This is a genomic window from Rhodococcus sp. NPDC056743, assembly GCF_042790355.1.
Lineage (GTDB): Bacteria > Actinomycetota > Actinomycetes > Mycobacteriales > Mycobacteriaceae > Rhodococcus_F.
The window spans coordinates 169,182-185,586 of the sequence record NZ_JBHTZI010000006.1 but is presented as its reverse complement, the minus strand read 5'-3'; the positions used below and the strand labels follow the sequence as shown (position 1 = coordinate 185,586).

Below are 16,405 nucleotides of genomic sequence, written 5' to 3'. Positions count from 1 at the left end.
ATGGCGATTGCAGACGTCAAGGAATATGCGCATCTCACCGAAGCTGACGTCGAAGCGCTCGGTCGTGAACTCGATGCGATCCGTCGTGACATAGAAGATTCGCGTGGCGAGAAAGACGCACGCTACGTCCGCAATGTCATTCGTCTCCAGCGAACCCTGGAGGTCAGTGGTCGCGCGATCCTGTTCGCCAGCCGCAAGCGCCCCGCGTGGCTGCTCGGCACCGGCATCCTCGGTGTTGCAAAGATCATCGAGAACATGGAGCTCGGCCACAACGTCATGCACGGGCAGTGGGACTGGATGAACGATCCGGAAATTCACTCGAGCTCGTGGGAGTGGGACGTCACCGGCCCGTCGGCGCACTGGAAGCAGACGCACAACTTCCTGCATCACAAGTACACCAACGTCCTCGGCATGGACGACGACGTCGGATACGGATTGCTCCGCGTCACCCGCGACCAGCGCTGGAAGCCGTTCAACTCCGGCAACCTCGTCTACAACACTCTGCTTGCGCTCTTCTTCGAGTGGGGCATCGCCGCGCAGCACCTCGAGCTCGGCAAGGTGGCCAAGGGTCGCGCGGACATGGACGATACGCGTCGTAAACTGCGCGAGGTCGGCGAAAAGGTCGGCAAGCAACTCGTCAAGGATTACGTCGTGTACCCGGCCCTCACGGGGCCGGCGTGGAAGAGCACGCTCAGTGCCAACTTCACCGCCAACATCATCCGCAACGTGTGGACCAATGCCATCATCTTCTGCGGGCACTTCCCGGACGGCGCTGAGAAGTTCACCAAGGCAGACATCGACGGTGAATCGCAGGCTCAGTGGTACCTGCGTCAGATGCTCGGTAGTGCCAACATCGACGGCAGCAAACTGATGGACTTCATGTCCGGCAACCTGAGCTACCAGATCGAACACCACCTGTTCCCCGACCTGCCGAGCAACCGGTACCCGGCCATCGCGGTCAAGGTTCGCGAGCTCACCGACAAGTACGACTTGCCCTACACGACAGGGCCTTTCCTGGTGCAGTACGCCAAGTCGTGGCGCACCATCGCCAAGTTGTCGCTGCCAAACAAGTACCTCAAGGACACCGTCGACAACGCGCCGGAAACGGCATCCGAGTTGATGTTCGACGGCGAGGCCTCCTCGACGATCGATCCGGTCACCGGCCGTCGTCGCGGGCTCAAGAGCGCCATCGCGCAAAAGCGTAAGAGTGGAAAGCTGCGGAGCCTGCTCGGCCTGCGCTGATCTGCTGCCGACAAAGCCCAGATGCCGATTCAGGTATCTGGGCTTTGTCGTTAGTCAGTACTGGTCGCTTGTCAGTACTGGTCGTTCGATTTGATGGCTTCGAGGAGTTGCCGCACGGCAATTACCCGACGGGCCGATTTTCCTTCGAGAAGATCGAGTTTGCACTCCGGGTCCGCCGGCGGGCCGAGGTGCGTGCATCCACGGGGGCAGTCCTCGATCTGCGCCGCGAGGTCGGAGAAAGCGGCGACAACATTCTCCGGTGAAATATGGGCCAAGCCGAACGAGCGGATACCTGGCGTGTCGATCACCCAACCGCCCTCGGCGAGGGGGAGTGCCACCGACTGCGTCGACGTGTGCCGTCCCTTGCCCACGCCGGAGACGATGCCGACGGCGCGATTGGCATCGGGGACAAGGCGATTCACCAACGTCGACTTGCCGACGCCCGAGTGCCCGATCAGGGCTGTCAGCTTGTCGTGCAGGATTGCGGTGAGTTCGTCCAGCGGATCGTCACGACCGGCTACAACCACCTGGATGTCGAGGTCGGCAAACGTGCTGGCGAACTCCTCCGGCGGTTCCAGGTCACTCTTGGTCAGGCATACGATGGGCGTGAGACCGCCCACGTACGCCGCAACCAGGGCGCGCTCGACAAAACCGGTGCGCGGCGGCGGATCGGCCAACGCAACCACGATCAACAGCTGCTGCGCGTTGGCGACCACGATCCGCTCGAACGGATCCGTGTCGTCGGCGGTGCGTCGCAGCACAGTGGAGCGCTCGGAGACCCGGACAATGCGAGCGAGCGTATCGGTTTTGCCCGACAGGTCGCCGACTATGTCCACCTGATCGCCGACGACGATGGGTGTTCGTCCCAGTTCGCGGGCGCGCATCGTCACGATCAGCCGGTCGGGATCGCCGCCCAGGACGCAACCCCAACGGCCACGATCCTTCGACACCACCATCCCCGATTCGGCCGACAGATGTTCGGGACGGGTCTTGGTGCGGGGACGTGATCCGCGACCGGGGCGGACCCGGACGTCGGACTCGTCGTACTGCCGCGGGCTCAGAAGCTTGCCTTTCGCGTGGAGGATGCCAGCATGTCAGTCCACATGTTCTCGAAGCCCGGCAGCGTCTTGGCTGTCGTCGCGACGTCGTCGACCTCGACACCGTCGACGACCAGGCCGATGATCGCACCGGCCGTGGCCATGCGGTGATCCGCGTACGAGAGCCATTGCCCACCATGTAGTTTCGCGGGAACGATGGTCAGGCCGTCATCGGTCTCGGTGACAGACCCGCCCAGCTTGTTGATCTCGTCGGCCAGTGCCGCCAGTCGGTCCGTCTCATGGCCGCGCAAGTGTGCGATCCCGCGCAGATGCGACGTTCCCTCTGCGAGGGCGGCGAGCGCCGCAACGGTCGGGGTGAGTTCACCGACGTCGTGCAGGTCGATGTCGATGCCGCGCAAGGTTGCGGGGCCTCGCACGGTGAGGGTGCCGTCGGCGAGCGTGACCTCGGCCCCCATCGCGGCGAGAATGTCGCGGATTGCATCACCGGGCTGCGTTGTCGACGACGGCCACAACGGCACGCTGACGGTGCCGCCGGTGACGGCCGCCGCTGCCAGGAAGGGGGTGGCGTTGGACAGGTCGGGTTCGATGACCCAGTCGATCGCGCGCACCGATCCGGGTTCGACCCGCCAGGTGTCGGCGTCGCCGCCCGTAGCCGGTGTCGTGACGGACACACCGGCTTCGCGCAGCATGTCGACGGTCATGTCGATGTGGGGCATCGACGGAACCGGCTTGCCGCTGTGGTGCACGGTGACGCCCTCCTCGAACGCTGCGGCCGAGAGCAGCAACCCGGAGACGAACTGTGACGAACCGGACGCGTCGATGGTGACTGTTCCGCCGCGCAGTGATCCTGTGCCGGTCACCGTGAACGGGAGAGCGTCGCCGTCGATCTGCGCACCCAACCCTCGCAGTGCTTCGAGGATGGTGCCGAGCGGTCGCGTCCGGGCCTGTTCGTCGCCGTCGAAACGGACAACGCCGTCAGCCATGGCAGCCAGGGGCGGGAGGAATCGCATGACGGTACCGGCGAGCCCACAATCGACGTCGCCGCCGCGCAGCGGACCGGGTGTGACCGCGAGCGTGCTGGGATCGCCCGCTTCCTCGATACCGATCCCGAGGTCGCGCAATGCCGCGATCATGAGGTCGGCGTCGCGGCTGCGGAGTGCGCCGGTGAGGGTGGACGGACCGTCAGCCAACGCTGCCAGGATCAAGGCTCGATTGGTGATGGACTTCGATCCGGGCAGTGTCACCACTGCGTCGACCGGCGTTTTGGATACAGGGGCGCTCCACAGACTCAGACTCACGAGGTCCATCTTCTCTCATCGGTGGGAGATTGGTCGAAACCGTGCCACCCTGGGTGTCATGTGCGGAAGGTATGCGACCACAGCGGACCCGGCGAGCCTGGCAGTCGAACTCGATGCAATCGACGAGACGGATCATTCGTCGGCCGTCGCGCCGGACTACAACGTGGCCCCGACAACGCCGGTGCTGACGGTGGTCGAGCGCCATGATCGCGAGAACCCCGACGCTGATCCGACAAAGCGGATTCGGCAGATGCGATGGGGGTTGGTGCCCTCATGGACGAAAGAACTGGGCAAGGGCCCGGTCCTGTTCAACGCTCGCGCCGACTCCCTAGCCGAGAAACCGGCCTTTCGGACCGCGTTCAAATACAAGCGCTGCCTGGTCCCGATGGACGGGTGGTACGAGTGGCAGACCGAACCGCAGGGCGGCAAGAAGGCGTCGAAGATCCCGTACTACATGCACCCAGGCGACGGATCACGGCTGTTCATGGCCGGCGTGTGGTCAGCGTGGCGGGACCCGAACGTCGAGAATGCGAGCCCCGTCCTGAGTTGCTCCATCGTCACTGTCGACTCACTCGGTCACCTCGAGCAGGTACACGACCGGATGCCGCTGGCGTTACCGCGCGACCGCTGGGAGGCGTGGCTCGCCCCCGATCACGGCGCGAACCCGTCGTTGCTCGAACCGGTACCCGACCTCTTCGAACAGATCGAGATCGATCGAGTCCGGCCCCTCGTCAACAGTGTCAAGAACAACGGACACGAACTGATCGAGCCGGACATCGATCGCGCGGGCGAGCAGATCAGCCTGCTCTAGTCGAGCGCCCACGTCACGGTGACCTCGAAGGACACTTGCTGGGTTCCGGGTGCGATCACCATGTCGCTCATCGAGGCGTCCGGGGAACGCATCATGTTCTGGTTGCCGGTGGTGTTGTGAGCCTCGGTGATGGTGACGACGTTCGCGAGTGATGTCCCGGAAAGATCAGCGTATTGCTCCGCACGGTTCTGGGCGTCCTCGAATGCACGGGTCCGAGCGTCTGCGAGTAACGCCGAATCGTCGTCGATATCGAAGGTGACGGTATTCAGGCGTGCCGCATCACCGCCGGCAGCGATTCCCGCGTCGAGCACGGCGGACGCCTTACTCAGATCCCGAACGACAATCCGCACCGAGTTCGTCGCACGGTAACCCGTCACGGCTGCGCCGCCGAACGGACCACCTGTCCCGTCGTACTGCGGCTGGATGGACAGATCACTGGTCTGAATGTCTTCGGCAGCGACACCTGCGGCGACCATCGCGTCGATCATCACCCGCGCTTTCTCGTTCGCTTGGGAAACCGCTCCCGACACGTCCGGCGCAACTACCTCGACTCCGATGCCCGCACTGAGAATATCGGGGGCGCCGCGCACCTCACCTGTTCCGACGACGGTGACCTCTTTGGTCGTGCTGTCGGTGCTTGCGCATGCGGTGAGCGAGATCGCGAGCGCGGCGGCTACCGCAAGCGTCGCCAGGTGTGGTCGGCCGGTCGTGAGGTTCATGGCCCAGACGCTAGCGACTCCCGCTAGGCTGCGTGGTCGAATCCCGTCATCGAGCCAGGGCGCCGGTGATCTCGGCGTAGGCAACAAAGTTCTTCGACGACAGCGTCGTTCCGTTCTCCAGGTAACACGTCACGAGGACCAGGCGTCCCGGCTGTCGAAGGCGCAACTCCGGCGACTCCTGTGCTTCGCCGAGCTTCTCGTACAGCGCAGTCGAGCGCACTGTGTACTCGAGTGTGCCGGAATCCGTGTCGATCAACACAGTGCTGCCGGCCACGATCTCGGGCAGTGTGTCGAACACGGCCGGAGTCCCGGCGCCCGCATGCCCGATGACAAAAACCGTTCCGTCACTGTCTGTTCCAGGTTCACTGCGGCATCCGACCCAGTACGCGTCCGCCAACGTCGGCGGATCGAGCACGGGGCAGGCGCCGGCAGGCATCGGGAGCACGGGTACATCGATTCCCAGATCGGCGATCGACAGCTGCCTCGGCTGAGCCATCGGGACCGACTGCAATTGAAGCGAATCGGGAGGAATCGTGTCGACCGACGTGTGCGCGGTCTCCGGCCGGGCTTGTCCGGAGACCCCGCACCCTGACAGCACGAGAAAGAGCGCTGCCAGGATCAGGACACGCCACCGATCAGTGCTGGCGCAGTGCATTTCAGTGCTGGCGCAGTACATTCTTGCGACGCAGAGCAAACGCGCCCGCAGCGGAGACCAGCAAAGCCGCGCCGCCGACTCCCGCGATCACCACACCGGACGGTCCCGTGGACTCACTTGCCCCGGTCTGGAACACCAGCGCGTCGTCGTAGGCCAGGGGGACAAACGTGCCCTGTGGATCGTCGTAACCGTGGACTTCGTAACCCTCGGGCGTAGTGACCACGTACACCGGTTCCTTCGACGGTCCCGTCGTGGGCGCCGGGGTCGAGCCGTCGATTTTCGGGATTCCCACGATGATCGGGGGGATCACGACCACCCGAGTGGTGGTTGTCGGAATCGACGTCGCCGACGGTGTCGACACTGCGGAAGAGCTGGTGGCAGGCGTGGTGGTGGTCGGTTCCGTGGTGGCAGTGGTTGTCGCAGACGTGGTGGTGGTCGGTACTTCGGTGGTTGTCACCTCGGTTGTCGTCGTGACCGTTGGTGTGGTCGGCTGAGTTGTTATCGGGGGAGTCGGGCCCTCTGGGATGGTCGTTGTCGTCACCGGTGTTGTTGTGCTGGTTGTTGTTTCGGGTGTCTTGGGATCGGAGGGCATCGGCGGTTCACCGTGCTCGCCGTAGTGGTAGTTCTGCCCGTCGACCTGAACCCAGACGATCTCGAAGTTATCCCACCCCGGGAAATTGGGGTGTGAGGATATGTCGAGCACCCAGGGGGATTGGCCGATGTACTTCTCGGTCCACTGTCCGTTGCCGTCGATGTGTGTCCCCAGTTTGATGATTTCACCGGTCTCGGGGTTTCTGATGTCCAGATTGATGTGCTGGCCCATCGCAGCGCTCTGGCCGTCGGGGTAATACACCGTGACGGTTCCGGGGGAGACCGAATATTCGCGCCCACCTGCGGCGATACCGTCGGTCGGTGAGTTCCAGACCGGGGTCGACTTTGTGGCGACTGACGGTGTTGTCGTGCCTGTCGTGCCTGTCGTGCCTGTCGTGGTGGTCGCGGCGGCAGTCGTCGTCTCCGATGTTGCCGATGACGTTGCTGACGTTGTTGCTGGCGCGGACTCGGAGGCCGTTGCCGACTCGGTGGTCGTGGGCGACTCGGCGGTTGTCTGCGCTGTAGTCGCCTCACCGTTGTCGTCGTCGGTTGCCGCCGCCGGCGCCGCTCCCGCGAATGCGGTGAAACTTGCGACGGCTACTGCTGCTGCGTAAATCTTGGTACGTCCGCGCTGATTGTTCACGACAGTATGACCTTTCGGGTCCCGGAAGCGGCGGTGCACAGCTCGGATCGGGGGCACGGCACATGAAGGCCGGGCGAGGCGGATCGAAGAGTGCGCCGATGGCGGCGGGTAGTTGATCAAGTGTTCAACTTAAGGTAACTCGATGGTCGCTATGTCCGTCAAGTCCGATTTGCTGATCGTGCGCTATTTCACAGAAGTGTGCTAATCCGTTGCGTCGTAACGCAATTCGAAGTCGAGAGAAAGGGTGATTTCGGGGGTGAATCTTGCCGAGAAATGTCCCGTCGACTGGATGTGGACGTGACCTTAGGTGTAGGGGGGTCGGGACTTTAGGCCCACGGACTCGAAACTGCAGTACTCGAAACTGCAGTACTCGACACTGCAGTAGTTGTTCAGCCGGCTGTAATCGACGCAGTCGTTGCGCCGCACAGATCGACAAGATCACCGGGCGCCAGTTCGATTTCGAGTCCGCGTCGACCCGCGCTGCACAGGACGCGATCCCACTCGAGTGCCGAGTCGTCGATCACTGTGGGCAGTTTCTTGCGTTGTCCCAAGGGGGAAATGCCACCGAAGACGTAGCCGCTCGAGCGCTCTGCATCGGCGCGGTCGGCCATGACGGCTTTGCTTGCGCCGAGTGCGGCGGCAGCAGCTTTCAGTGAGAGTTTGTTCGGGACGGGGAGTACGGCGACGGCCAGTTTTCCGGTGTCGAGTTTGATGACCAGCGTCTTGAATATCTGGTCTGCCGTGACGCCGACGGACCCGGCGAGCGCGGCGACAGCCTCGTCGCCGAAGGATTCTGCGCGTGGGTCGTGGTCGTAGCTGTGAACCTGATGTGCGGTCTTCGACTTCTCGAGGAGTTTGGTCGCAGGGGTCGCAGTTCCGGCCATTCCGACACTCTATGTCCGTACCGCCTGTAAAGAGGGAATGTTGTCCGAGGCAGTGGTGTTGGTACTGCTTGATACATCCGGAAATAGTGAAGGAGCGACCGTGCTGGCTGTGTGCGAGCCACGACCGGCCCATAGGTCGGAACTGACGATGGCGGTAACCTTGATCCCCACGGCTAGTGAAGGGATCAGAGTGCTGGAACACGACCGGCCCAAGGACGAACAGTCGGAGGTCACCGAACCCACCGATGCTGTCGCGTCCGAAACGCCCGAAACTGCGGATGAGTTGATTGCCCGTTTCGAGCGGGATGCGCTGCCCTTGCTCGACCAGCTCTACGGCGCCGCACTGCGGATGACGCGTAATCCCTCGGATGCCGAGGATCTGGTTCAGGAAACGTACATCAAGGCGTACACGGCCTTCCGGTCGTTCCGCGACGGAACCAATCTCAAGGCGTGGCTGTACCGGATTCTCACCAACACGTACATCAATTCGTATCGGAAGAAGCAGCGCCAGCCGGCGCAGTATCCGACCGACGAGATCACCGACTGGCAGTTGGCTGCCACGGCGGAACACACGTCCACCGGGCTGCGTTCCGCTGAGGTCGAGGCGCTCGACGCGCTTCCCGACGACGACATCAAGGCGGCCCTGCAAGAGCTGCCCGAAGAGTTCCGGATGGCGGTGTACTACGCGGATGTCGAGGGTTTCCCGTACAAGGAAATCGCGGAGATCATGGGCACGCCCATCGGAACGGTGATGTCGCGGCTGCATCGCGGCCGTAAGCAGTTGCGCGGATTGTTGGCCGACGTCGCGAAGGACCGTGGGTTCAACCGCGGCGAGAAGGACGTGGCTGCCGAAGCGGAAGGTGTTGTCCGATGAGCACGCAGGACGAATTCGAAAGGCTCGACTGCTCGGCGGTCATTGCCGACGTGTGGTTGATGCTCGACGGTGAATGCGACGATGCCAGTCGCGCACGTCTGCAGCGGCATATCGACGATTGTGGTTCCTGCCTCGCCGCGTACGGAATCGAAGAGAAGGTCAAGAGTTTGATCAGCCGCAAGTGCGGCGGCGAGCATGCACCCGAGAGCCTCCGTCAGAGGCTCACCATCGAGTTGCGACGTACGATCATCGTCACGAGTACCGAAACCGACAAATAGTCCGGCTGGGGGCGTCTGAGACGTCAGTAACAACAAGGGGCGGGGAAGCAAGATTGCTTCCCCGCCCCTTGTTGTTGGTGCACTACATGTCAGGCGTTTGGACGCTTGCCATGGTTAGCTGCACTGCCCTTACGGCTACGCTTCTTACGACCGCGCTTACCCATGATTGGTCTCCCTTCTGTTTCTTTCGCGTCATTCTTTCACGCCCACGCCGGTGTGGTTCCATTGGCAGGTCGATCGGGTCTCCCGGCGACGGAAGTCTTACCGGTTATCGGCAGAAGTGAGGTTCACGATGGCAGAAGATGTGCGCGCGGAAATGGTGTCCACGGTGTTCCAGGTTGTCGTGAGCGAGGGCGATGTTGTGGCGGACGGTGACACTCTGGTCATCCTGGAGTCCATGAAGATGGAGATTCCGGTGCTGGCCGAGGTCGCGGGAACCGTGACCACCCTGGGTGTCAAGGTCGGCGATGTCATTCAGCAAGGCGACTTGATCGCCGTGATCTCCTAAGCGCTCGCGAATGTCCACGCTCAGCGACCTCCTGGCCGAACACACCGACCTCCCCGGCGTCGCCGTCGATCACCTGCAGCGGGTGGTCGGTGAGTGGCAACTCCTGGCCGACCTCTCGTTCGCCGACGTCCTTCTGTGGGTAGCCACCGAATCGGATCAGTCGGAGCTGTCCGGAAGCGTGATCTGCGTCGCGCATTGCCGCCCGACCACGGCGTCGACGGCGTTCCCGGAGGACGCCGTCGGGACCCTCGTGTCGGAGTCCGAGCATCCGCAGGTTCTGCGTGCGTTGGTCGAGGGTCAGGTGGTGCGGGCCGAGGACACAGACTGGCGCGAAGGTATGCCGCCGCGCCGGGAGGCATTGCCGGTGCGATTGGACGGCCGTGTCATTGCCGCCCTGAGTCGCGATACCAACCTGTCGCAGCAGCGGGCGCAGAGTCCGTTGGAAGTGGCATATCTGGATTGTGCAGCCGACCTGTGTCAGATGATCAGTGACGGCACGTTCCCGGTTCGGGAGTCGCGTTCGGATACCAACTCGAGTCCGCGTGCGGGCGACGGTTTCATCCGGCTCGATACCGAGGGGAGGGTGGTGTACGCGAGCCCGAACGCGTTGTCGGCCTATCACCGCATGGGGTTGAGCGCGGATCTTGTGGGCCAGGATCTCGCTGCGGTGACGCGGATGCTGGTGACCGACCCGTTCGAATCGCAAGAGGTGGCCGGCTACATCCGAGATACTTTGGCGGACAAGCCCGGTCGACGGATGGAGATCGAAGCGCGGGGTGCCACCGTGCTGCTACGTGCGTTGGTCCTCAAGCCGGGCGGACGCCACGTGGGTGCTGCTGTTGTCATCCGTGACGTGACCGAGGTGAAGCGGCGAGACCGTGCTCTGCTCAGCAAGGATGCGACAATTCGCGAGATTCACCATCGGGTGAAGAACAACTTGCAGACCGTCGCGGCGCTGTTGCGCCTGCAGGCTCGCCGAACCGGCAACGACGAAGCGCGCCAGGCCCTGACCGAATCGGTGCGACGAGTGACGTCGATTGCGTTGGTGCACGACACGTTGTCGATGTCGGTGGACGAGGAAGTCGACCTCGACGAAGTGATCGACCGGTTGGTTCCGATGCTCTCCGATGTCGCGGGAGTCGGTGCGCCCGTGACGATCCGGCGTGAGGGCAGTTTCGGTGTGTTCTCCGCCGAGCGGGCGACGCCGCTGGTGATGGTGCTGACGGAGTTGGTACAGAACGCGATCGAGCACGCGTTCGATCCTGGCGTCGCCGGCACCGTGACTCTCAGTGCGGAGCGTTCGGCGCGGTGGCTGGACGTGATCATTCACGACAACGGGCGTGGTTTGCCCGCGGGTTTCAGTCTCGAGAAATCCGACCGTCTGGGGTTGCAGATCGTGCGGACGCTGCTCGGTGCGGAGCTCGGTGGTTCGCTCGGATTGCACCCGGGAAGTGGTGGCGGAACCGATGCGGTGCTCCGTGTGCCGCTCGGCAGGCGAAGTGCGCGTTACTGATTCGCGTCGGCGATGGTATTCCGGGCAGACAAAAAGCCCGGCACCATGGTGTGCCGGGCTGTCGTCTTCGACGGCAAAACGGGAGGGGCTGTACTCGCGTTCGCGTCGAACGTCTGAGGTACTTGCCTAGACGGAAGTGCGTGCGCGAGTACGTGCGTTGCGACGCTTGAGTGCGCGACGCTCGTCTTCGCTCATTCCGCCCCACACGCCTGCATCCTGACCGGACTCGAGAGCCCAGGACAAGCATTCGGCGGTGACGGGGCAGCGGTTGCAGACAACCTTGGCATCAGCAATCTGTGCGAGGGCCGGTCCGCTGTTTCCCACGGGGAAGAACAGTTCGGGATCCTCGTCGCGACAGATTGCGTTGTGGCGCCAGTCCATCCTTTTCGCTCCTTAAGCTGGGTGTGAATACACCGTTTGGTACCAATGAGTTTGTGTGTGCGTAATCAATGTTTCCGCACTGTTACTTGTGAATGCTTTCACGAACTCGCAGTATGTCAATAGATTTGGACAGGTTCGTGGGCCAACTCACTAAATTCGGACGTACCGGTTGGCAACCTTGTAGTCATCGGCATTTTACCGGAGCGCAATGACGATTTTCTAGTGTTTTCGCAGGTCAAACCAGTTGTGTGGATCACGCGGGAAGCGGAGCGAATACCTCGAGCGCGTCCGGTACGGCGGTAAATTCGACCGATTTGCGAAGTCCGATGAAATCTCCGTCCATCTGAAAACCGATCGGCCGTGACGATGCGATGGTGATGGTCGCGACGTCATCGGTGCGTACGAGCACTTTCGATTTCGGCTCTGCGCCCTTCGCCAGCAGCTGCCGGACAACCTTCAGCGAGGGAAGGACTTTGGTGCTCGTCATCGCGAAGAGTCCGAGTCCCGAGTCGAAAGTCGTTCCGGGATTGGTGTGTACGGGCCGCGCTTCGAGATAGGTCCACGGGCTCGAATTGGACACGAAAGCGTAGTGAACGCCCGGAATCGGATCCTGACCCGGAAGGTGGACCGTGAGTGCAGGTTCGGCTCGCTTGGCCCGGAAGAATGCGGCGATCGCGGTGCGCACGTATCGGCTCGGCGTCGCGGGATCACCGTTCTTGCGACTGGCGTCGACGGCCTCGCACACATCGGCGTCGAGGCCCATGCCGGCGTTGAACGTGAACCAACGGTTGTCTGCATGTGCGAGTCCGATGCGCCGGCGCGTCCGCTCGCTCAGGAGATCGATGAGTTGATTGGTGGCGTCGACAGGATCAGCCGCGATACCCAGCGAGCGGGCGAACACGTTGGCGGATCCGCCGGGAACAACCGCGACGGTCGGGATGGGTCCGACGGGCACGGCTTTCATCGATGTGGGGTGCGGTGATCCGAGAAGGCCGTTGACCACTTCGTTGACGGTGCCGTCGCCGCCGTGGACGATCACCACACCGAAACCGTCTTCGTGTGCTTGCCGGGCGAGTTCGGCGGCGTGACCCCGGTGGGTTGTGTGCGTCACGGTCAGTCGCACCCGACTCTCGAGAGCGTGAGCCAACAGATCACGACCGGCCGCGGTGGTCGAAGTGGCATTGGGATTGACGATCAGCAGTGCGCGCACGGGGCATCAGCCTATCCGGTGTCGTGTTCTAGGCTGGTCTCGTGCCGAATACTGCCAGTCCGAATACCCTTCCCAACACAGTCAGGTGGGCGGGAGCCCTCGTGACGCTGCAAGGTCTTGTTGCGGCCGGCTTTGCCGTGGTAGCAGTAATTCGGGGTCTGACCGGGCACGATCAGAGCGTGACCAACGGGTACGGGTTTGCCGCGTGGGTCGCAATTCTCGGTGGTGCCGTGTTGGCCGCGGGTATCGCGCTGCTGACGGGGCGGCGGTGGGGACGCGCTATTGCCGTTGTCGCGCAGTTGCTCCTTCTGCCGGTTGCCTGGTCGCTTTTGACCGACTCGCACCAGGTATTTCTCGGCGTTGTTCTCGGCGCGGTTGTTCTCGCCACGCTGGTTTTCCTGTTCTCGGCGCCCACGTCCAAGTGGATGGCACTCGAGTACGGATCGTTTTCCGACGAGATCGCAACCGAAGAGACCGATGAGACCGAAACGCCCCAGGACAAGTCCGAGGGCAAAACCGACAACTGAGGCTCTAACGAGCCTGCGCGGCCAGCGAACCCAGGTGGTCGCCGGTCAGTCGGTAGGTGGTCCATTCCGTCTTGGCCTCGGCGCCGAGGGACTCGTAGAACTCGATGGACGGTGTGTTCCAGTTGAGTACCGACCACGACAGGCGTGAGTAGTTGTTGTCAGTGCATTCCTTCGCGAGGGCTGCCAGCAAGGCTTTGCCGTGGCCTGATCCGCGCTCGGAGGGCTTCACGTACAGGTCTTCGAGATAGATGCCGTATACGCCTTCCCAGGTCGAGAAATTGCGGAACCACAGCGCCATGCCGACAACATCTCCGTTCGCGGAGACCGCGACATGGGCGAAAGCGGCCGCCGCGTCACCGAAGAGGGCTTCGCTGATCTGTGCGGGCTTGACGGTGCACTCGTTGATGGCCTTCTGATAGTCGGCGAGTTCGTAGATCATGTCGGTGATCGGCTGGACGTCGGCGGGAGTGGCGCGTCGGATCATGGCACTCAGCCTTCCACGAGCGGCGGCACGTTGTGGTGCAGGAGGTGCGTCGACCCGTGTTCGTACCCGAGCACCGAATAGGCACCGGGGGAGAGGGCAAATCGTCGGCCCTCGGAGACGGGCAGTTCGAGCCACCGCGATATGAGTGCGCGGGAGAAGTGCCCGTGCCCGATCAGGATGACGTCCCGTTCGGGCAATTGGGATGTCACGAGGCTCAGCACCATATCCGTGCGGGCACCGATCTCATCGGCATGCTCGCCGCCAGGACACGGATGAGTCCACACGGTCCACTCGGGGACGGTTCGCCGAATTTCGGGCGTGGTGAGCCCCTCGTAGTCCCCGTAATCCCACTCCGACAATGCATCCCATGTCCGCTCGTCCGGAAGTCCCGCGAGGTCGCCGGTGCGCTGAGCACGCAGCCGTGGGCTGGTCAGGATCATGGGATTGCGGAGGCCGAGTGCCCGAATGCGGTTACCGGTCGCGGTGGCCTGGATCTCGCCGAGCGCGGTGAGTGGGACTTCGGTGCGGCTGGTGTGTTTACCGCTGCGGGCCCATTCGGTTTCGCCGTGACGTAGGAGAATCACACGGGGATCGGACGTGCCGGTGCTGCGAACCGAGGGGGCCATGTGCCCATCATTGCAGGACAACTCGAGACAAGACATCCGCGTGTAGCGTTCGCCTCTTCGCTCGAAATACGCAAGGATCTATCTGTGACGACGGTTCTCGCAGTGGCAAATCAAAAGGGCGGCGTGGCCAAGACCACGACCGTCGCCTCCCTCGGCGCGGCTTTGTCCGCCCTCGGTCAACGCGTACTGGTGGTGGATCTTGATCCTCAGGGATGCCTGACGTTCTCGCTCGGGCACAATCCCGATCGACTCGAACGGTCGGTCAACGAAGTCCTGGCGGGCGATCTCGACGCCGCCGATGCGATCCTGCCAACCGGTGACGGGATGGATCTTCTGCCCGCAACCATCGATCTGGCCGGAGCGGAAGCGCTCCTGCTGATGCGTCCAGGCCGGGAGTTCGCGCTCAAGCGCGCACTGTCTCCGCTACTCGGAAACTACGATGTCGTCATCATCGACTGCCCGCCGTCGTTGGGTGTGTTGACGCTCAACGGATTGACTGCGGCGCAGTCCGTTCTTGTTCCGCTGCAATGCGAAACGCTGGCGCATCGCGGTGTGGGGCAGCTTCTGCGCACGGTGCGAGAAGTGCAGGCGATCACCAATCCGGATCTGGTTCTGCTCGGTGCGCTCCCGACGCTCTACGACGCTCGGACAACACACAGTCGTGACGTTCTCGCCGACGTGAGTGATCGCTACTCGTTGCCCGTGCTCGCCCCGCCGATTCCGCGGACCGTCAAGTTCGCCGAGGCGTCGGCGTCGGGCGCGACGGTCTTGGCCGGGCGAAAGAACAAGGGCGCCGACGCGTATCGCGATCTTGCGGCGAACCTCGTGAAGCATTGGGCTGGAAGCGAAGTCGTTACCTTTGTGCCGGATCTGACGATCTGAAGGTAGCTCAGCTCAGCGCAGTGCGACCAGGTTGCCGTCGCGCTGTTCGAGGACAGTGTCGCCGGCGCTCGCGATGACGATCGGTGAGGTGACGTCGCCGCGGTCGACGCCGATCATGCGGATGACGGTGCCGTCGGCGGGGTTGATCACCGCAATCCCGTTGGGCACGGGGACAAGCAGTTGATCGGACACCAGAGTGCCAGGGCCGGAAGTTCCCTCGACGATCCAGGTGGGGGTCAAGTCGTTCGATCGAAGATTGATCGTCTGGGTGCCTGTCCACCAGGTGATGGCGTTCTTGTCGGCGCGTAGGGTTGCGCGCTCCGAGTCGACTCCGTCGACGGGGTAGTCGACCAGCGCGGTGCCGGCGCCGTCGAAAATGCTCAGGCGGGAGACGGTTCCGTTGCCGGCCGGGAGGTAGACGGCGGTCTTTTCGCCGGACACGGCGACTATGCGGGCGCCCTCGGAATCCGGAAGTACGACCGTGCCGTATTCCTGCGGTTCCTGAGCGTCTTTCGGTGCGGGATTCATGATCGTCAGACGGTTCGACGCGTCGCCCTCGCATTTCTGGAGGACCGACACCCGGCTGGAACTGGAAGCGGCACTGAGCAATTCGCACCCGGCGTGCGGCTGCTTGTTGGGATTGACCGGGGCGTCGACGCGGCCGTACTCGAGCGTGCGCACCAGATCGGAGCGCCACAGTTCCATGCGGGTGTCACCGAGCGAGATGACATAGGTGCCGTCGGCGGACAGCGTCACCGACGGGTCGGCGTCGCTGTTGCGCTGGTCTTTACGCGCCCCGGTGTCGGCAACCAGAGAGGTGACCTGTGAGCACCCACGATTGTCCTGGTACACGGCGACAACTCGATCCCAGGATCCGATGGCTCCGCACAGCGGATAGTTGCGCGAGTAGCGCCACACTTCGTCCCCGGTAGCCGGGTCGCGGCCGACGACATCGGAGCCGTCCGCTGTGACTGCCGCGTTGCCCACGGCGATCGGAGCCGTGGAGTCAGCGCTCGGGAACGACCACACCTCACGCAGGACGTCCGGAAGAGCCACGGACGTCGTCAACGGAGGGAGAGCCGTGTCGGCGGTGACCGAGGTGGTTCCGCGCGCATCACTGCGCAACCACACCACGGTCACCGCCACGATCACGGCCAGCGCGATACCGAGCGCCGCGATTACATCAGAGCGAGTACGCCGTTCAGGTGCCAGCACATGGGG

At 63.2% G+C, this 16,405-nt stretch carries 20 protein-coding genes; 8 read left to right on the top strand and 12 right to left on the bottom strand.

All coding sequences use genetic code 11. The features are described from left to right. The gene (locus ACFRFQ_RS15320) at window positions 1–1,242 is read left to right on the top strand and encodes a fatty acid desaturase (RefSeq protein WP_138869340.1); all 1,242 of its coding nucleotides are present in this window, start codon (window positions 1–3) and stop codon (window positions 1,240–1,242) included. A 71-nt stretch (window positions 1,243–1,313) separates the two neighbouring features. On the opposite strand, the gene rsgA is transcribed toward ACFRFQ_RS15320, so the two are convergent. Further along, a complete protein-coding gene (gene rsgA / locus ACFRFQ_RS15315) occupies window positions 1,314–2,303 on the bottom strand; it encodes a ribosome small subunit-dependent GTPase A (protein WP_172936213.1) in 990 nt (329 codons plus the stop codon). Continuing rightward, window positions 2,300–3,607, bottom strand: coding sequence for a 3-phosphoshikimate 1-carboxyvinyltransferase (aroA, locus tag ACFRFQ_RS15310; RefSeq protein WP_378659002.1), 1,308 nt, complete (start codon window positions 3,605–3,607; stop codon window positions 2,300–2,302). Before aroA ends, rsgA begins: the two co-directional genes overlap by 4 nt. Before the next feature lie 49 nt (window positions 3,608–3,656). Between aroA and ACFRFQ_RS15305 the strand changes: the two genes are divergently transcribed. Then, window positions 3,657–4,409: an SOS response-associated peptidase gene (locus ACFRFQ_RS15305; protein ID WP_378658999.1), complete on the top strand. Its 753-nt coding sequence runs from the start codon at window positions 3,657–3,659 to the stop codon at window positions 4,407–4,409. On the opposite strand, the gene ACFRFQ_RS15300 is transcribed toward ACFRFQ_RS15305, so the two are convergent. The 4 genes from ACFRFQ_RS15300 to ybaK all read right to left on the bottom strand — a co-directional run bounded on the left by ACFRFQ_RS15300 (window position 4,406) and on the right by ybaK (window position 7,901). Then, window positions 4,406–5,128, bottom strand: coding sequence for an SIMPL domain-containing protein (locus ACFRFQ_RS15300; RefSeq protein ID WP_378658996.1), 723 nt, complete (start codon window positions 5,126–5,128; stop codon window positions 4,406–4,408). The genes ACFRFQ_RS15305 and ACFRFQ_RS15300 overlap by 4 nt on opposite strands. 46 nt (window positions 5,129–5,174) lie before the next feature. Beyond that, window positions 5,175–5,624, bottom strand: coding sequence for a class F sortase (locus tag ACFRFQ_RS15295; protein ID WP_378658994.1), 450 nt, complete (start codon window positions 5,622–5,624; stop codon window positions 5,175–5,177). Window positions 5,625–5,784: 160 nt separating this feature from the next. Continuing rightward, entirely contained in the window at window positions 5,785–7,017 is a 1,233-nt protein-coding gene (locus ACFRFQ_RS15290; protein WP_378658991.1) for a hypothetical protein, read from the bottom strand. Window positions 7,018–7,406: 389 nt separating this feature from the next. Next, complete coding sequence (ybaK, locus tag ACFRFQ_RS15285) at window positions 7,407–7,901, bottom strand: Cys-tRNA(Pro) deacylase (RefSeq protein ID WP_378658989.1); 495 nt, start codon at window positions 7,899–7,901, stop codon at window positions 7,407–7,409. A 148-nt stretch (window positions 7,902–8,049) separates the two neighbouring features. On the opposite strand from ybaK, the gene ACFRFQ_RS15280 reads away from it, so the two are divergent. Beyond that, window positions 8,050–8,775 (top strand): sigma-70 family RNA polymerase sigma factor, encoded by a 726-nt coding sequence (locus ACFRFQ_RS15280; protein WP_378658986.1) that lies wholly within the window; start codon window positions 8,050–8,052, stop codon window positions 8,773–8,775. Then, window positions 8,772–9,053 (top strand): mycothiol system anti-sigma-R factor, encoded by a 282-nt coding sequence (gene rsrA / locus ACFRFQ_RS15275; protein ID WP_033231177.1) that lies wholly within the window; start codon window positions 8,772–8,774, stop codon window positions 9,051–9,053. Before ACFRFQ_RS15280 ends, rsrA begins: the two co-directional genes overlap by 4 nt. Before the next feature lie 89 nt (window positions 9,054–9,142). Here the strand turns inward: rsrA and ACFRFQ_RS15270 are convergent, their stop codons facing one another. Continuing rightward, window positions 9,143–9,217 carry a 50S ribosomal protein bL37 gene (locus ACFRFQ_RS15270; RefSeq protein ID WP_095887907.1) on the bottom strand — a complete coding sequence of 25 codons (75 nt, stop codon included), beginning with the start codon at window positions 9,215–9,217 and terminating at the stop codon, window positions 9,143–9,145. Window positions 9,218–9,345: 128 nt separating this feature from the next. Between ACFRFQ_RS15270 and ACFRFQ_RS15265 the strand changes: the two genes are divergently transcribed. Both ACFRFQ_RS15265 and ACFRFQ_RS15260 read left to right on the top strand, forming a co-directional pair. After that, complete coding sequence (locus ACFRFQ_RS15265; protein WP_378658983.1) at window positions 9,346–9,561, top strand: biotin/lipoyl-binding carrier protein; 216 nt, start codon at window positions 9,346–9,348, stop codon at window positions 9,559–9,561. Window positions 9,562–9,571: 10 nt separating this feature from the next. After that, window positions 9,572–11,074: a sensor histidine kinase gene (locus tag ACFRFQ_RS15260; protein WP_378658981.1), complete on the top strand. Its 1,503-nt coding sequence runs from the start codon at window positions 9,572–9,574 to the stop codon at window positions 11,072–11,074. Window positions 11,075–11,200: 126 nt separating this feature from the next. Here ACFRFQ_RS15260 and ACFRFQ_RS15255 read toward each other — a convergent pair whose 3' ends face one another. Together ACFRFQ_RS15255 and ACFRFQ_RS15250 are read right to left on the bottom strand one after the other, a co-directional pair. After that, a complete protein-coding gene (locus tag ACFRFQ_RS15255; protein WP_003940950.1) occupies window positions 11,201–11,455 on the bottom strand; it encodes a WhiB family transcriptional regulator in 255 nt (84 codons plus the stop codon). A 253-nt stretch (window positions 11,456–11,708) separates the two neighbouring features. Further along, entirely contained in the window at window positions 11,709–12,665 is a 957-nt protein-coding gene (locus ACFRFQ_RS15250) for a diacylglycerol/lipid kinase family protein (RefSeq protein ID WP_378658978.1), read from the bottom strand. A 41-nt stretch (window positions 12,666–12,706) separates the two neighbouring features. Here ACFRFQ_RS15250 and ACFRFQ_RS15245 point away from each other — a divergent pair, with 41 nt between their 5' ends. Next, entirely contained in the window at window positions 12,707–13,192 is a 486-nt protein-coding gene (locus ACFRFQ_RS15245) for a hypothetical protein (RefSeq protein ID WP_378658975.1), read from the top strand. Window positions 13,193–13,196: 4 nt separating this feature from the next. On the opposite strand, the gene ACFRFQ_RS15240 is transcribed toward ACFRFQ_RS15245, so the two are convergent. Continuing rightward, the gene (locus ACFRFQ_RS15240) at window positions 13,197–13,676 is read right to left on the bottom strand and encodes a GNAT family N-acetyltransferase (protein WP_378658973.1); all 480 of its coding nucleotides are present in this window, start codon (window positions 13,674–13,676) and stop codon (window positions 13,197–13,199) included. Between the two features lie 5 nt (window positions 13,677–13,681). After that, on the bottom strand, window positions 13,682–14,302 hold the full coding sequence (locus tag ACFRFQ_RS15235) for an acid phosphatase (protein WP_378658970.1): 621 nt from the start codon (window positions 14,300–14,302) through the stop codon (window positions 13,682–13,684). 84 nt (window positions 14,303–14,386) lie between these two features. Between ACFRFQ_RS15235 and ACFRFQ_RS15230 the strand changes: the two genes are divergently transcribed. Further along, entirely contained in the window at window positions 14,387–15,184 is a 798-nt protein-coding gene (locus tag ACFRFQ_RS15230) for a ParA family protein (RefSeq protein ID WP_378658968.1), read from the top strand. Between the two features lie 12 nt (window positions 15,185–15,196). On the opposite strand, the gene ACFRFQ_RS15225 is transcribed toward ACFRFQ_RS15230, so the two are convergent. After that, window positions 15,197–16,399 (bottom strand): hypothetical protein, encoded by a 1,203-nt coding sequence (locus tag ACFRFQ_RS15225; RefSeq protein WP_378658965.1) that lies wholly within the window; start codon window positions 16,397–16,399, stop codon window positions 15,197–15,199. Window positions 16,400–16,405: the final 6 nt, after the last annotated feature.

Excerpts from the sequence above, each read along its gene's own strand:
- ACFRFQ_RS15320 (WP_138869340.1), top strand. The coding sequence starts at position 1 with ATGGCGATTGCAGACGTCAAGGAATATGCGCATCTCACCGAAGCTGAC.
- aroA (WP_378659002.1), bottom strand. The coding sequence starts at position 3,607 with ATGGACCTCGTGAGTCTGAGTCTGTGGAGCGCCCCTGTATCCAAAACG.
- ACFRFQ_RS15305 (WP_378658999.1), top strand. The coding sequence starts at position 3,657 with ATGTGCGGAAGGTATGCGACCACAGCGGACCCGGCGAGCCTGGCAGTC.
- ACFRFQ_RS15300 (WP_378658996.1), bottom strand. The coding sequence starts at position 5,128 with ATGAACCTCACGACCGGCCGACCACACCTGGCGACGCTTGCGGTAGCC.
- ACFRFQ_RS15295 (WP_378658994.1), bottom strand. The coding sequence starts at position 5,624 with ATGGCTCAGCCGAGGCAGCTGTCGATCGCCGATCTGGGAATCGATGTA.
- ybaK (WP_378658989.1), bottom strand. The coding sequence starts at position 7,901 with ATGGCCGGAACTGCGACCCCTGCGACCAAACTCCTCGAGAAGTCGAAG.
- ACFRFQ_RS15280 (WP_378658986.1), top strand. The coding sequence starts at position 8,050 with ATGGCGGTAACCTTGATCCCCACGGCTAGTGAAGGGATCAGAGTGCTG.
- rsrA (WP_033231177.1), top strand. The coding sequence starts at position 8,772 with ATGAGCACGCAGGACGAATTCGAAAGGCTCGACTGCTCGGCGGTCATT.
- ACFRFQ_RS15265 (WP_378658983.1), top strand. The coding sequence starts at position 9,346 with ATGGCAGAAGATGTGCGCGCGGAAATGGTGTCCACGGTGTTCCAGGTT.
- ACFRFQ_RS15260 (WP_378658981.1), top strand. The coding sequence starts at position 9,572 with ATGTCCACGCTCAGCGACCTCCTGGCCGAACACACCGACCTCCCCGGC.
- ACFRFQ_RS15255 (WP_003940950.1), bottom strand. The coding sequence starts at position 11,455 with ATGGACTGGCGCCACAACGCAATCTGTCGCGACGAGGATCCCGAACTG.
- ACFRFQ_RS15240 (WP_378658973.1), bottom strand. The coding sequence starts at position 13,676 with ATGATCCGACGCGCCACTCCCGCCGACGTCCAGCCGATCACCGACATG.
- ACFRFQ_RS15235 (WP_378658970.1), bottom strand. The coding sequence starts at position 14,302 with ATGGCCCCCTCGGTTCGCAGCACCGGCACGTCCGATCCCCGTGTGATT.